Source organism: Hymenobacter siberiensis (assembly GCF_018967845.1).
Taxonomy (GTDB): domain Bacteria; phylum Bacteroidota; class Bacteroidia; order Cytophagales; family Hymenobacteraceae; genus Hymenobacter; species Hymenobacter siberiensis.
The window spans coordinates 2,178,839-2,193,552 of the sequence record NZ_JAHLZZ010000001.1; the positions used below are offsets into that span (position 1 = coordinate 2,178,839).

General features: G+C 64.6%; 11 protein-coding genes and 1 pseudogene. 7 read left to right on the forward strand and 5 right to left on the reverse strand.

From position 1 onward, the window contains the following. Window positions 1-237: 237 nt before the first annotated feature. Window positions 238-4,485, forward strand: coding sequence for a T9SS type A sorting domain-containing protein (locus tag KQ661_RS09375; protein WP_216686260.1), 4,248 nt, complete (start codon window positions 238-240; stop codon window positions 4,483-4,485). 106 nt (window positions 4,486-4,591) lie between these two features. On the opposite strand, the gene KQ661_RS09380 is transcribed toward KQ661_RS09375, so the two are convergent. From KQ661_RS09380 to gloA2, 4 genes and pseudogenes are all read right to left on the reverse strand, one after another. Then, a complete protein-coding gene (locus KQ661_RS09380; protein WP_216686261.1) occupies window positions 4,592-5,620 on the reverse strand; it encodes an NADP-dependent oxidoreductase in 1,029 nt (342 codons plus the stop codon). Window positions 5,621-5,797: 177 nt separating this feature from the next. Then, entirely contained in the window at window positions 5,798-6,763 is a 966-nt protein-coding gene (locus tag KQ661_RS09385; protein WP_216686262.1) for an aldo/keto reductase, read from the reverse strand. A 30-nt stretch (window positions 6,764-6,793) separates the two neighbouring features. After that, complete coding sequence (locus KQ661_RS09390; RefSeq protein ID WP_216686263.1) at window positions 6,794-8,158, reverse strand: alpha-amylase family glycosyl hydrolase; 1,365 nt, start codon at window positions 8,156-8,158, stop codon at window positions 6,794-6,796. Between the two features lie 170 nt (window positions 8,159-8,328). Beyond that, a pseudogene (gloA2, locus tag KQ661_RS09395) lies at window positions 8,329-8,694 on the reverse strand (SMU1112c/YaeR family gloxylase I-like metalloprotein); the annotation flags it as partial. Between the two features lie 167 nt (window positions 8,695-8,861). Between gloA2 and KQ661_RS09400 the strand changes: the two are divergent. The 3 genes from KQ661_RS09400 (at window position 8,862) to KQ661_RS09410 (ending at window position 11,564) form a co-directional block, all read left to right on the forward strand. Further along, window positions 8,862-9,896 carry a YncE family protein gene (locus KQ661_RS09400; protein ID WP_216686264.1) on the forward strand — a complete coding sequence of 345 codons (1,035 nt, stop codon included), beginning with the start codon at window positions 8,862-8,864 and terminating at the stop codon, window positions 9,894-9,896. A 128-nt stretch (window positions 9,897-10,024) separates the two neighbouring features. Continuing rightward, window positions 10,025-10,768 (forward strand): phosphatase PAP2 family protein, encoded by a 744-nt coding sequence (locus tag KQ661_RS09405; RefSeq protein WP_216686265.1) that lies wholly within the window; start codon window positions 10,025-10,027, stop codon window positions 10,766-10,768. 148 nt (window positions 10,769-10,916) lie between these two features. Beyond that, window positions 10,917-11,564, forward strand: coding sequence for a phosphatase PAP2 family protein (locus KQ661_RS09410; protein WP_216686266.1), 648 nt, complete (start codon window positions 10,917-10,919; stop codon window positions 11,562-11,564). Window positions 11,565-11,585: 21 nt separating this feature from the next. Here the strand turns inward: KQ661_RS09410 and KQ661_RS09415 are convergent, their stop codons facing one another. Further along, complete coding sequence (locus KQ661_RS09415) at window positions 11,586-12,119, reverse strand: GNAT family N-acetyltransferase (RefSeq protein WP_216686267.1); 534 nt, start codon at window positions 12,117-12,119, stop codon at window positions 11,586-11,588. Between the two features lie 350 nt (window positions 12,120-12,469). Between KQ661_RS09415 and KQ661_RS09420 the strand changes: the two genes are divergently transcribed. From KQ661_RS09420 to KQ661_RS09430, 3 genes are all read left to right on the forward strand, one after another. Then, on the forward strand, window positions 12,470-13,540 hold the full coding sequence (locus tag KQ661_RS09420; protein ID WP_216680384.1) for an NYN domain-containing protein: 1,071 nt from the start codon (window positions 12,470-12,472) through the stop codon (window positions 13,538-13,540). A 153-nt stretch (window positions 13,541-13,693) separates the two neighbouring features. Next, window positions 13,694-14,047, forward strand: coding sequence for a hypothetical protein (locus KQ661_RS09425; RefSeq protein WP_216680385.1), 354 nt, complete (start codon window positions 13,694-13,696; stop codon window positions 14,045-14,047). Window positions 14,048-14,235: 188 nt separating this feature from the next. After that, a complete protein-coding gene (locus KQ661_RS09430) occupies window positions 14,236-14,607 on the forward strand; it encodes a hypothetical protein (RefSeq protein ID WP_216680386.1) in 372 nt (123 codons plus the stop codon). Window positions 14,608-14,714 lie beyond the last annotated feature (107 nt).

A 14,714-nucleotide genomic window follows, 5' to 3' on the forward strand; every position in this document is an offset into this window, starting at 1 on the left:
TCAGGGAGTGCCGGCGGGCTGTTGCATTGGGGAAAAGGAGGAGCGGAGAAAGATGAAGGGGAAATGAGCGGAAAATGAAGTAGTTAAGAAGATTAATGCCGGCTTAAACTTTCGTGGCGGCGGGGCATCGAAGGCGGGACCGGCGGTTTGGCGTGCTCATCATGTGGCCCTCATGTGGGGGTGCTAACTAGCCGGCCATTGCGCCATCGTTCTGTCCATTTTCTCACATCATTCTCCATGAAAAACCGTTTACTCTTTTACTTGCTGTTGCTGGTCAGCATCATCGGGGCCCGCGCGGGCCAGGCCGCTACCATCACTACTTCGGTGCTGAACGGGCCGAATTTTTGCCAAAGTACCGTGGTGCGCGTGAGCTACACGGTGAGTGGCAGCCTCGACCCGACTAATGTGTTCACGGCCCAACTTTCGGACGAAACGGGCTCGTTTGCCGCGCCGGTCGCTATTGGTTCGCTGTCGGGCACGGCGGGCGGCACCATCAACGGTGCGCTGCCGGTGGGCGTGGTCACGGGCTCGGGCTACCGCGTGCGGGTAGTGGCCTCCAGCCCGGCCACCATCGGCCCGGACAATGGTCAGGACCTCACCATCACTAACATCGGCACCGTGACGGCGGGCAGCAACTCGCCCCTGTGCGTGGGCGGCAACCTGCTGCTCACGGCTACGACCGTGCCGGGGGCCAGCTACGCCTGGACCGGCCCGTCCGGCTTCACCTCGCTGCTGCAGAATCCCACGCTCTCGAACGTCGCCGTGAACCGTTCGGGCACCTACACCGTGACGGCCAGCGCCAACGGCTGCTCGGCCACATCATCGGTGAGCGTGACTGTGAACGCGCTGCCCAACGCCAGCGTAACGCCGCAGGCCGTGGCCATCTGCGCCGGCCAGTCGGTTACGCTGAATGCCAGCGGTGGTGCCAGCTACTCGTGGAGCCCGGCCGCCGGCCTGAGCAGTACCACCGTGGCCAGCCCCACGGCAACGCCCACGGCATCGACCATTTACACCGTAACGGTGACCAACGCCGCCGGCTGCGCCAGCACGTCCCAGACCACGGTGACGGTGCGTGCCACGCCGGCGCTCACCGTATCGCCGGACCAGACCATCTGCGCCGGTAGCTCGACCACGCTCACGGCCTCGGGTGCACAGAACTATACCTGGAGCCCCAGCACCGGCCTCAACAACCCCCGCGTGGCCAACCCCATCGCCTCGCCTACCGCCACGACTACCTACACCCTCACCGGCGACAACGGCAACTGCTCGGCCACGGCCACCGTGACCATTACCGTGGAGCCGCTGCCCGCCCCCAGCGCCGGTCCCGACCGGGTGCTCTGCTCGGGGCAGACTGCCCAATTGGGCACCGCGCCGGTGGCCGGCCTTACTTACAGCTGGTCGCCCAGTACGGGCCTGAGCAGCACCTCGTCGGCGCAGCCTACCCTTACGGGCACCAACACCGGCACCGCCCCGCGCGTTACCGTGTACACCCTCACGGCCGTTTCGGCCAATGGCTGCGTGGGCAGCTCCACGGTGCGTGTGACGGTGAACCCGGTGGTAACGGTGAATGCCGGCACGGCCCAGACGTTCTGCTCGGGCGGCTCGGCCTCCTTGGGTGGCTCGGCGGCCGTGGCTGGCTACACCTATAGCTGGAGCCCCGCCACCGGCCTGACCAATGCCAGCGTGGCCCAAACCACGGTTTCGCTCACCAACGCGACCGGCGCGGCCATCACCACTACCTATACCCTCACCGCCTCCAGCAACGGCTGCTCGAACACCAGCACCGTGGCCGTGACGGTGAATCCGGCCACTTCGGCCGCCTTCACCTACAACGCGGCGTCGTACTGCCAAAGCAGCGCCAACCCTACGCCTACCATCAGCGGCAACGTCGGGGGCATGTTTACTGCTCCCAGCGGATTGACTATAAACGCCGCCACCGGCCAGCTTAACCTGGCCGCCAGCACGGCCGGCACCTATGCCGTGACGTACAGCGTGGGCGGGCCCTGCCCCAGCACGAGCACCCGGCAGGTAACGGTGGCCACGCCCGGCGCGGCCGGCTTCAGCTACGCCAGCGCGGCCTACTGCGCCAGCGGAGCCAACCCCACGGCCACGCTCGCGGCCGGCGCGGCGGCGGGGGCCTTCACGGCTTTGCCCACGGGCCTGAGCCTGAACGCCAGCACCGGGGCCATCAACCTGGCGGCCAGCCAGCCCGGTACCTACACTGTGACCAACACCGTATCTGCCAACGGGGCCTGCCAAGCGGCATCGGCTACTACGCAGGTGAGCATCAGTGCGGTACCGGCGGCGGCGCTGGCCGTGAGCGGCGCCACCACTTTTTGTCAGGGCAATAGCGTGACGCTGACGGCTAACGGCGGCAGCACCGGGGCCACCTATCAGTTTCTGCTGAACGGCCAGACTATTGCCGGCGCTGTTTCGGCCACCTACGCCGCCACGCAGGGCGGCACCTACAGCGTGGTTATCACCAATCCCGGCAGCTGCACGGCCACCTCGGCTGGCACCACCCTCACTGTGAATCCTGTGGCCACGCCCACCCTGGCCTACGGTGCCACGAGTTACTGTCAGAACGGCGGCAACAACCCCGGACCAACGGTTTCCATCGCCGGCGGTACGTACGCTTCAACCACCGGCCTGAGCCTGAACGCCGCAACCGGCGCGATTAATCTGGCCGCCAGCGCGCCCGGCACTTACACCGTGAGCTACTCGGCGGGCAGCCCCTGCCCGGGCACGGCTACGGCCAGTATCACCATCAACGCAGCCCCGAGCGCGGCATTTGCCTACGCATCGTCCACGTTCTGCGCCAGTGGCGGCAGCGCCTCGCCCACGCTTGCGGGTACCTCGGGCGGCACGTTTGCGGCCCCCGCCGGCCTGAGCCTGAACACGACCACCGGGACAATTGACCCCGCTTCCAGCACGGCCGGCACCTACACCGTGACCTACACCGTGGGCAGCACCTGCACGGCAATGGCCACCACTGCGGTCACCATCACCACGGCCCCGGCGGCGGCATTCAGCTACCCCGTCACCAGCTACTGCGCGGCGGCGCAGGGCAACGTGGCCCCGGTCTTCGGCAGCGGAGCCAGCGCTGGTACGTTCTCCTCCACCACCGGCCTGAGCCTGAACCTGGCTTCCGGCGTGGTGAATCTGGCGGCCAGCCAGGCGGGCACCTACACCGTCACCAACACCATTCCGGCGTCGGGCTCGTGCGCGGCCACCACGGCTACGGCTCCGATTACCATCAGCGCCGCGCCGGTGGCCACACTTGTAGCCGCCGGCCCGACGGCCATCTGCCAGGGCAGCGCGGTGCTGCTAACGGCCGGCGGCGGTGGGGCCGGGGCTACGTATCAGTTCCTGCTCAATGGCCAGCCCATTGCCGGGGCCACTACGGCTACGTATTCGGCCAGCGCGGCCGGCAGCTATGCCGTGGTCATCTCCAGCGGTAGCGGCTGCGCCGCTACCTCGCCCGCCACGGCCGTGACGGTGAACCCGGCCACCTCGGCCACGTTTAGCTACGCGGCTACCGGCTATTGCCTTAGCAGCGCTACCGCCACGCCCAGCATCGCGGGCACTACGGGCGGCACCTTTGCTTCGACGGCCGGCCTGAGCCTGAACGCCGGCACGGGCACCATTGCCCCGGCCAGCTCCACGCCCGGTACCTACACCGTGACGTACAGCGTGGGTGGCAGCTGCCCCAGCAGCAGCACGGCCACCATCACGATTTCGGCCCCGGCTTCGGCGGCCTTTAGCTACGCCAGCGCCTCGCTGTGCGCCACTGGCACGGCCACTCCGGCGCTCGCCACCGGGGCCAGCGCCGGTACGTTCTCCGCTACTACCGGCCTGAGCCTGAATGCCGGCACAGGAGCCATCAGCCTGGACGCCAGCACGCCCGGCACCTACACCGTGACCAACACGGTGAGCAGCGCCGGAGCCTGTGGCGGGGCCACGTCCACGGCTACGCTGACCATCAACGCGCTGCCCACGCGCCCAACGCTGACGGCTCAGTACAATGGCCCCACCACCACGCTCACCAGCAGCGCGGCCATCGGCAACCAGTTCTACTTCAATGGCGTAGCCATTGCCGGGGCCGCCGGTCTTACTTACGTGGTGAATTCGGCGGCCCAGCTGGGTTCCTATACCGTTACCACCACCTCGGCGCAGGGCTGCACCTCGCTGCCGTCGGTTGCGCTCGTGGTCACGGCCACGGCCCGGCAGTTGGCCGCCGCTGCGCTGCAAGTGTACCCCAACCCCACGCCCGACGGCAAACTGACCATCGAGCTGAGCGGCACCCACCAGCCGACGCAGCTCACGGTGCTCAACGCCGTAGGGCAGGTGGTGTACCGCGCCGCGCTGCCCGCCACTGCGGCCGCTCAGCAGCCCATCGACCTGAGCGCCCTGCCCAGCGGAGTGTATCTGCTGCGCGCTACCTCGGCCGACGGCACGGCTACGCGCCGCTTCGTGCGCGAATAGTTCAGAGTCACCAAACGCCAAAAATCCCCGTCAGCAGCTGCTGACGGGGATTTTTGGCGTTTGGTGACTGCTGTTGCGCCGGTCACTATTATGCCAGGTGTCGGCCTCACGGAACCAGTACCAGCTTGCCGAAATTCTCGCCCGAAAACAGCTTCAGCAGCGCCGGGAGGAAATTTTTGACGCCGTGCTCGACCTGGATTTTGGGCGAGTGCAGCTTGCCTTCTTTAATCCAGCCGGCCATTTCGCGGGCGGCCGTGCCGTAGTTGGCGGCGTTGTCGAACACCACGATGCCTTCCATGCGGGCGCGGTTCATCAGCAGCGAGAGGTAGTTGGCGGGGCCGCGTACGCCGGTGGTGCTGTTGTACTGCGAAATGGCCCCGCAGATGACGATGCGCGCCTTCAGCCTGATTTGCTCCAGCACGAGGTCGAGAATTTCGCCGCCCACGTTGTCGAAATACACGTCGATGCCTTGCGGGCAGGCGGCGCGCAGGGCCTGGCGCACGTTGTCGGTTTTGTAGTTGATGCAGGCATCGAAGCCGAGCGTCTGCACGCAGTAGTCGCACTTTTCCTGGTCGCCGGCGATGCCGACTACGCGGCAGCCTTTGAGCCTGGCAATCTGGCCCACCACACTGCCCACGGCCCCGGCCGCGCCGGATACCACCACGGTTTCGCCCGCCTTGGGCTGGCCTGTGTCGAGCAGGCCGAAGTAGGCCGTCATGCCCGGCATGCCGAGGGTGGCCAGGTAGGCTTCGAGCGGCACGATGCTGGGGTCAACTTTCACGAGGTATTCGGGGCTGCGCGGGTCGGTGGCCCCGGCTCCCACCACGGCGTACTGCTGCACCCCGAGGCTGCCGGTCACGTAGTCGCCCACGGCGAAGGCGGGGCTTTTCGACTCGGCTATCTGCCCGGCCACGCCGGCCCGAAACACGTCGCCAATGGCAATGGGCTTGATGTAGCTGCGGCCCTCGTTCATCCAGCCGCGCATGGCGGGGTCGAGGGAGATAAAGCTGATTTTAACCAGCACTTGGCCGTCTTCGAGCGAGGGCACCTCAATGGTTTCAATATCGAAATTGGCCGGCTGCGGCAGCCCCACGGGGCGCGAGGCAAGTTTGACGCGGGTGTTGGTGAGGGACATGCTTATTTAAGGGTTTGAGGGTGGGAGGCGATGGGGGTAGGAGGGGTGCAAGTTGCGCCGGCCGGGGCTTAACCTAGGTTAGGAAATTCAGGGATTTTCGGCAAAAAAAGAACGTCATGCCGAGCGCAGCCGAGGCATGACGTTCTTTTGAAACGTGCAACAGGTGCTTATACCAACCTACTTTACTGCCGGCACCGCCTGCGTCGTTTCCAGCGTTTCCAAATCCTCGGCCGTGAGGCGCAGCTCGGTGGCTTCGAGCAGCTCCGTGACCTGGCCCACGCTGGTGGCGCTGGCGATGGGCGCGGTCACGGCCGGCGCCTGCATCAGCCAGGCCAGGGCCACCTGGGCAAGGGTGGCCTGCTGGCGGTCGGCCACGGCATCGAGAGCGGTGAGCAGGGTCAGGCCCTTGTCGTTGAGATATTTCTGGCCGACGCCGGTGCCGCGCGCGCTTTTTTGCAGGTCGACCTGGTCGCGGTACTTGCCGGTGAGGAAGCCGGCGGCAAGGCCGTAGTACGGAATCGCGCCGATGTTTTCCTGCAGCAGGAGCGTGGCCAGGTTCTGCTCAAAATCTGCCCGGTCATACAGATTATACAGGTTTTGCAGCGTCTCGTAGCGCGGGAAACCGTGTTTGGTGCTGGCCGCCAGCGACTCCTGCAGGCGGGCAGCAGTGAAATTGGATGCGCCGATAACGCGCACCTTGCCTTCCTTCACCAGCTGAGCGTAGGCTTCGAGGGTTTCCTCCACGGGCGTGGTCGGGTCGTCCTTATGCGATTGGTACAGGTCGATATAATCGGTTTGCAGGCGCTGGAGCGAGCCTTCCACGGCGCGCAGAATGTAGTCCTTTTTCAGGCCCTTGTTGTCGGCATTCACCTCCCAGCCCACTTTAGTGGCGATGATGATATCATCGCGCCGGCCGCGCCGCCGCAGCCACTTGCCAATGATGATTTCGGACTCGCCGCCGACGTGGCCGGGCACCCACACGGAATAAGCGTCGGCCGTGTCGATGGCATTGCCGCCGTTGGCCACGAAAGCATCGAGCACGGCGAAGGAAGTGGCTTCGTCAATAGTCCAGCCAAAGACGTTGCCGCCCAGCATGAGGGGCGAAATTTGGAGGCCGGAGCGGCCGAGTTCACGGGTTTGCATAGGAGATATTATTGTGAAAGACAAGCTTTGCTAACCGATAATCAACGCCGAAGGTTGGCTGGCAGCGGGCTCAGCCACCAATACCCGCCAGCCGTGAGCCGGCACTTCAAGCGGCTGGCCGGGGCTCAGCGTCATGGCTTCATCGCTGAATAAATCCCGCCACTGGCCGGCCACGGCGGGCACCGCCCGGGCCTCGGCGGCAATGTTCACGGCGCAGAGCACGGCCGCGTCGCCTTTGGAGCGGGTGAAGGCGTAGGTATCGGCCGGGCCGGGCAGGCGGCGGAGCTGGCTGGCGGGGTCGCCGTTGGCCAGGGCCGCATGGGTTTTCCTGAGCTGAAAAAGACGCGTGTAGAAGTCTTGGAGCGGGAAATCTCCCCACTCGATGGTATCGTGGCCGAAAAATTCCAGCCGGCGGTTCAGGCCTGCTTCCTGGCCCGAATACAGCATGGGCATGCCCGGCAGCAGGGCCGTGAGCACGGCGAAGGGCTGCGCCAGCGGCCCCAGGCGCTCGTACTCGGTGCCGTCCCAGCTGTTCACGTCGTGGTTGCTGGTGAAGTGCATGAGGTACACCGTGGGCGGGTATTTTTCGCGCTCGGCGGTCAGGTAAGTGTCTATGTCGGCCAGGGTGGCGTGGCCCTCGGCAATGCGGTCGAGCAGGTAATGCAGGCGCAGGCCGAAGCTCATGTCGAAGGCCTTTTCGAGCAGTCGCGTATCGGAGTCGAATTCCTCCCAGCTCAGCCCGCCCGAAGGGTAGAGCTCGTCCCATTCGGCCAGCATAAATATTGGCTTAATGGCGTCGAGCACGGGCCGGGTTTCGTCCCAGAAATCGGTGGGTACCAGGCCGGCCACGTCGCAGCGGTAGCCGTCGATGTCGGTTTCCCGCAGCCACCAGGACAGGGCGTCGGTCATGTAGCGGCGCATTGCGCGGCTGGTGTAATCCAGCGCCACCACGTCGGTCCAGTCGGGCACGGGCGGCACCAGCTGGCCGGCGGTGTCGTGCTGGTACCAGTCGGGATGCTCGGCGATGAGGGCGTTGTCGCGGCTGGTGTGGTTGGCCACCCAGTCCAGTAGCACCTTCATTCCCAGCGCGTGGGCCGTCTGCACCAGGTGGCGCAGGTCGTCGAGCGTGCCAAACTCCGGGCTCACGGCGAAGTAGTCGCGCACGGCATACGGCGCGCCCAGCGCGCCCTTGCGCCCGACCTTGCCGATGGGGTGCACCGGCATCAGCCACACGATGCCGATGCCCATTTTTTGCAGGCGCGGCAGGTGGGTCTCAAAGGCCCGAAAAGTGCCTTCCGGCGTGAAATTGCGAACGTTGACTTCGTAGATGGTGGCGTGGGCCGCCCATTCGGGGTGGGCCACCGTGAAGCGGGCGGCAAGCGGGTGGTCGGGCATCTTGAGCGGGAGCGGTGGAGTGTAACGCTACGCGCCGCCAAGGATGGTGGTTGTCGGCTGAATGGAGTAGAGATGCAATAGTTGGAGTCTCGTCGTTGAACGACCGAAACCGCGCCGAACCGTGCCAACTAAACAACATCAGCAACGACGAGACTCCAACTATTGCGTCCCTACCCCTCGTAAAACTCCAGCGGCAGGCCATCGGGGTCCGAAAAAAACGTAAAACGGCGGCCGGTGAGCTCATTCACGCGCACCGGCTCGCAGGGCACCTCGTACGCCGCCAGGTGCCGGATGGCGGCGGCCACGTCGGGCATGGCGAAGGCGAGGTGGCGCAGGCCGGCGGCTTCGGGGTAGCTGGGGCGGGGCGGCGGGTTGGGGAAGAAAAACAGCTCCAGCACGTACTGCCCGCCGATGGCCAAATCCAGTTTGTGCGAGTCGCGCGCCGCCCGGTAGGTTTCGGCCACGATTTCGAGCCCGAGAATTTCGGTGTAGAAGCGTTTCGAGGCCACGTAATCGGAACAGATAACGGCAGCATGGGCAAAGTTGGGTTGATGGGGCCGGCAATATCTGCAATTGCGGCGGGTTGCGGCGCTTAATCGGCTCGGCCTGGCAGTTCAACTACGGTTGTGGCCACGCACTTCAGCCCAGCTACAGAATCGGCGGCCACCTTCGCGGCATCGGTTTCATTATAAGCCCTTCCCTCATGAAAAACCTGTTGCTGGTCGCGCCCCTGACCTTGGCCTTTTTCGGCCCCGCCGCCCACGCCCAAACCGCGCCCGCCGCGTCGTACCACCTACTCAATACCATCAGCATTGGCGGCGAGGGCGGCTGGGACTACCTCAAAGTGGACCCCGCCGGCGAGCGCCTCTACGTGTCGCACGGCACGCGGGTGGAGGTGGTCGACTTGAAGACCCGTAAGCTCATCGGCACCATTATGGATACGCCAGGTGTGCACGGCATTGAAGTGGTGCCGGGCACCAATCGCGGCTACATCACCTGCGGGCGCAACAACACGTGCGTGGTGTTTGATGTGAAGACTCTGAAGCCCATCGGCGCGCCCATTCCTACCGGCCCCAAGCCCGATGCGCTGCTGTATGATGCCTATTCGAAGCGGATATTCATTTTCAGCAACGATGGCGGCAAAAGCACTGTGCTCGACGCCAAAACCGGGGCCATCGTGGGTGCCGCCGAGCTGGGCGGCGACGTGGAAGAAGGCGTGAGCGACGGCCACGGCACCATCTTCGTCAACATCGAGAACAAGAGCGAAATCGTGGCCTTCGACGCCAAAACCCTGGCCGTGCGCCACCACTACCCGCTGGCCCCCGGCGAAGAGCCCACCGGCCTGGCCTACGACGCCAAAACCAACCGCCTCTTCAGCGGCTGCGCCAACGAGAAGCTGGTGGTGACGGACAGCAAAACCGGCAAGCAAATCGCCGTGCTGCCCACCGCCAAAGGCACCGACGGCACGGGCTTCGACCCTGCCACCCGCAACATCATCACTTCCAACGGCTCGGGCACCTTCACGGTGATGCACGAGGATGCGCCCGGCAAGTACGCGGTAGTGGGCAGCGTGCCCACCGCCCGGGGCGCCCGCACCATGAGCATCGACCCGAAAACCGGCCACGTCTATACCGTGACGGCCGATTACGGCTCCACGCCGGCCCCCACTACCGAGAACCCTCGCCCCCGGCCCAGCATTGTGCCTGGTACGTTCCGGGTGCTGGAGTTTGGGCGGTGAGATGGGATAGGGAATAAGGAATAGGGTTCAACGAAAAAAAGAATGTCATGCTTCGACTGCGCTCAGCATGACGTTCTTTTTTTCGTTGAACCCTATTCCTTATTCAACACTGCGGACATTACTGATTCATGCCCAATTCTTTCTGGTCCCGCCTGCGCCATGCCCTGCGAGCACACAAGATGGTGCTGCTGGCCCTACTGGCTGGGCTGATAATGCCCTGGGTGGTGTTCGTGAACGTGGCCGAGGACATTTGGGAGTCCGGCGGCTTTATCGGCGATAAGCAGATTCTGGCGTTTCTGCACGCCCACGCCACCCCGGCGCTCGACCAGCTGGCGCTGGCCCTCACCGCCGCCGGCGCCCCCCTGCCCATGGGCGTGTTGGCCGTGCTCATCACCGTGGGGCTGGCCGTGTGGGGCGTGCGCCGGCAGGCGTGGTTTTTTGGCCTGTCGGTGGGCGGGGCCATGGCCCTGAATCTGCTGGTGAAAGTGCTGTTTGCCCGGCCCCGGCCCGTGCTGTGGCAAAGCCTGAAGCCGGCGTTTTACTACAGCTTTCCGAGCGGGCACGCCATGGGGGCGGCGGCCATGGCCACGGCCCTGGGGTTTCTGCTGTGGCAGTGGCGCGGCCGGTGGCCGGCCTCGGCGCTGGGGGCGCTGTTTGCCCTGGCCGTGGGCTGGAGCCGGGTGTACCTGGGCGTGCATTTCCCGTCCGACGTGCTGGCCGGCTGGACCGGCGCTGTGGGCTGGGTGGCGGGGCTGCACATGCTGTTTTCGCCCGAATTCCACCAGCTGCGGCAGTTCTGGCGCGAAAGCCTGCACCACCGTTTCCCCAATCTGGTGTCGCCGTCGGATGAAACGCAAAGTGCCCCGGCCTAGCAGCTAGCCCTAACCCAAGTCTGGAGTCGTTGCGCCGGTCCGCCCGCCCTATGCGGTCTGACCGGCGCAACGACTCCGTATTCGATTAACCACAAGGGCCTGCCCGCATTGTTACTTGCCGGTGCATTCTTTTCGGTTGCCTGCTTCTATGATTGCATCCCCGCACTCCGTTCCAACCACGCCAGTGCCAGCCCCCGGAGTCCTGCGGCTCACTGTGCTGGTTGCGGCCATCACCTTTGGCTGGCTGGCCTTTGCCGTGCTGCGCTTCGGCGGGTTGCTCTGGGATGCGCCCGTGCTGGAATTCTGGCACCGCCACGCTATGCCGGGGCTGGATAATGCGGCCGTCCTGCTCACCATCATCGGTAATACCTGGCCGATGGTGGGCCTCGGGGTGCTGGTATTTCTGGGGCTGCTGTGGCGGCGGCAGGGGCGGGCGGCGGCGCTGTTTTTCCTCTCAGTAGGCGGGTCGATGCTGCTCACGCAGGTTATTAAGCCGCTGGTGGCGCGGCCCCGGCCGGCGCTCTGGGCCAGCATTCGGCCCGAGCATACGTTCAGCTTCCCGAGCGGGCACGCCATGGATACGGCGGCCATTGCGGCGGCGCTGGTGCTCCTGGTGTGGGGCCGCCGGGGGCGCGGGTGGGTTTGGGGGCTGATGCCGCTGTTTGCGCTGGCCGTGGGCTGGGCGCGCATGTACCTGGGCGTGCACAACCCGTCGGATGTACTGGCCGGCTGGGCGGCGGCCGTGGCCTGGGTGGCAGCGGTGCATTGGGTGGCGCTGCGCCGGCCACGCCAGTAGCTTAATGAATTGTATTTAAGCTTAGTATGGCGCGTCGGCCTCGAACCAGACGCAGGGCATTCCTTCAATCAAAAACTCCTCCGGCTCCTCGCGCAGGCCAATTTTGGTGAGAATGCGGCGCGAAGCCACGTTGTGCGTGTCGGCGTAGGCGCAGATGCGGGGCAGGTGCAGCACATCGAACCCATAGTCAAGCCAGGCCCGGGCCGCCTCGAAGCCGTAGCCCTGCCCCCAGAAACGCGGCAAAAACCGGTAGCCCAGGTCGTAGAAATCGTGCCGGCCGTTGATGGGGCTGGCCACCAGCTTCAGCCCGGCCCAACCCATGAACTCGCCGGTTTCGCGCAGCACCACGGCCCAGCGCCCGATGCCGACGGCAGCATACTGGGCTTCGATGTAGGCAATGGTCTGGGCGCTTTGGGCCAGCGTGCTTACCATCTGCCCGCCAATGCTGCCGAGGTAGCGGTGCACGGCCGGGTCGGAATCGAGCGCAAACATCCCGGCCGTGTCGGCAGGGGTGAGGGGGCGGAAGTGCAGGCGGGCGCTATCGAAAGGCAGCATTGGGAAGGAGTAGTAGCACATGCTTTAGCTTGTGCATCGTGAGCGCAAATGTACTGTGCTAAATCAGCCGCCCGTACCGGCCGGTGCGGGCGGCTCCGTACCCGCCGGGCAGCGGGCCGGATTCACCCCCAATGCCGGAGCCGTTACCGAAGCAGCGGTAAGGCATCGTACCTTCATCCACTGAAAGTAAAAGCTGGGCCGGCAAACTACGGCTCAGGTTATAAGCCCGTCAGGCGCATGTTCCCGGTAGCCACAGCCGGAGCGTTTGCTGTTCGGGTGCGTGTTGTTCAACTATTCTGGTCTTCCCTCAGCGCTGTTTTTTTCGTGATAAGACAAAGTATTTCTGCACCATGTTGCCCAAACCGACTGCTTCCCCTTACGCCGCCGTTTTCATCGATTTTGAAAACGTCTATTACTTCCTCAAAAACCACTTTCACGACCCGCCCGACCTCAACGATATCTGCCTCGATATCATCCGCACCCTGCGCGAGCAGCTGAGCGCCAAGGGCCTCGACAGCCTCATCAGCTACGCCTACGCCGACTTTGAGCGCCTGGCCACCGCCCCCCAGGGCGCGCTGTACCTGATGGGCGTGAGTACCCGCAACGTGCTGGGCACCGACCACAAAAATGCCGCCGATATGCAGCTCTGCATCGACGCGCTGGAGGTGATGTACACCCGGCCCGATATCGGCACGTTCGTGCTCGTGGCCGGCGACCGCGACTACATTCCCGTGCTGCAGCACCTGCGCCGGCAGGCTCGGCAGGTGCTGGTGGCCGGTTTCCGCGAGTCGGTATCCGGCGATTTGCTCCAGAATATCGGTTCCGCGCAGTTCATCGATGCCCGCGACTTGCTTGCGCCCGAGCGCGTGGAGCAGCTCGAAAAGCGCCGCACCGACCGCCAGCGTACCCTGGAGGAAAGCCGCCGCCTGCGCGAGCAGGGCATGGCCGGCGTGCCCTCGGCTGCTGCCCTGGCCGCCCGCGCCGACAGCGCGGGCGAAGTTGCCGCCGTGCCCTTGCCCAAAGTAGCGCCCGTGCCGTCGGCCAGTGCCCCGCGCCCCGTTTTGCCGGTGCCAGCCCGGCCTTTTGTATCGCGCGACGAAGTATCTGAATTTGCCCCCGTCCGCCGCCTGGCCACCGACACCGAGCGCCGGACGCTGGCCTTCATGCTGGCCGAGTTTCAGAAGCTCGAAGCCAAGCAGCAGCGCCGCGTGACGGAGCTGTGGCTGGGCCCGTTTATGCGCCTGCTCACCGACGAGCTGCCCGAGCTGCCCGACTACGAGCGCCGCGACCAGCTCAACAAGCTGCGCGATGCCGGCACCATCCGCATCGAGAAGCGCGAGGGCGAGCCGCACCCGTTTTCCGTCATCGTGGTCAACTATAGCCACCCCGACGTGCAGGAGCTGCATCCCGGCGAGGAGTAGCATCTGGCGGCTGCACAACTCCTTTTGGCCTGAAATGTTTGTTATTAAATCACGTATAAATAAATGCCAAAATTTTGTTCATCAATAAGTTAACATCCTTGCGGCGGATGCGTTAGTAGGGTATAAATTCACCTAACTAATCTTCTTTTTCCCATGGATAACAGCACCACATCGCAAAGCAGCCAGGGCACCAGCCAGCTCGACGCTACCCTCAATGCCCTGCAAGGCGGCCTGGCCGCCGCCGCCGGTGCCGCCGGCCCCAACATTGCCGGCTGGATTAAAACCCTGCAAGGCAATACGCAACTCTCGGGCATCAGCTCGGAGCTGCAAAACCTGCATGATTCGTTGCAGAGCGGTGCTTCTGACACCGGCGCTCTGGCCCAAAGCCTGAGCACCCTCGGCGAGCACACCACCAAAGCAGCTGCGCAAGCCACCCCCGATGCCCAGGACAAGCTGCGCCAGCTCGGCCAGGCCCTGAGCACGGCCGCCAGCCAGCTGAAGGGCTAACCCAACGGCCCCGACAAGCAAACGGGCACTCCGGAGATTCCTCCGGAGTGCCCGTTTGCTTGTCGGGGCTGCCGCCGTTGAATAGCATTTTGCCTGTTTGGCTGCGTATCTTCGCGGCTGAAAGCAGGCCGGTCGGATGTTCCATTCGTGGCCTCGTTGCCGTACCAACCCATCTCTAAATTTGCCCTATGAGCTTTTTCACTGAAGCAGAATCCAGCATTCGCCTGCTGTTCGATACCAACAACGCCGGCTTCCAGGTAGACCCCGGCAAAGGCATCAGCCATCTCGAAAACTGGATTCAGCACCTGCGCAACATCGACCAGCCGGCTACCCGCCTCATGGTAGCCGAGCTTGAAACCCTGCGCAACCACATCAGCAACAACAACGCTGCCGGCATGTCGCAGGCCTTCCAGAACCTCGGCGAGATGACGGCCCAGGCCGCCCTCACTACCCACAATTTCAGCGGCGAAGGCGACAAAGCCCGCGAGTTCAGCCAGAAGCTGATTTCGGTGGCCGGCAATCTGCGCCACATCGCCGGCTCGCGGGTAGCGCAGCACTAAGCTACGGTTAACGTAGCGGTTGGGTTGAAGAAGCCCAAAAGCAAGAACGTCATGCCGAGCGTAGCCGAGGCATCTCGCGTGTGGTAGTAATTAACGTCGTTGAACGA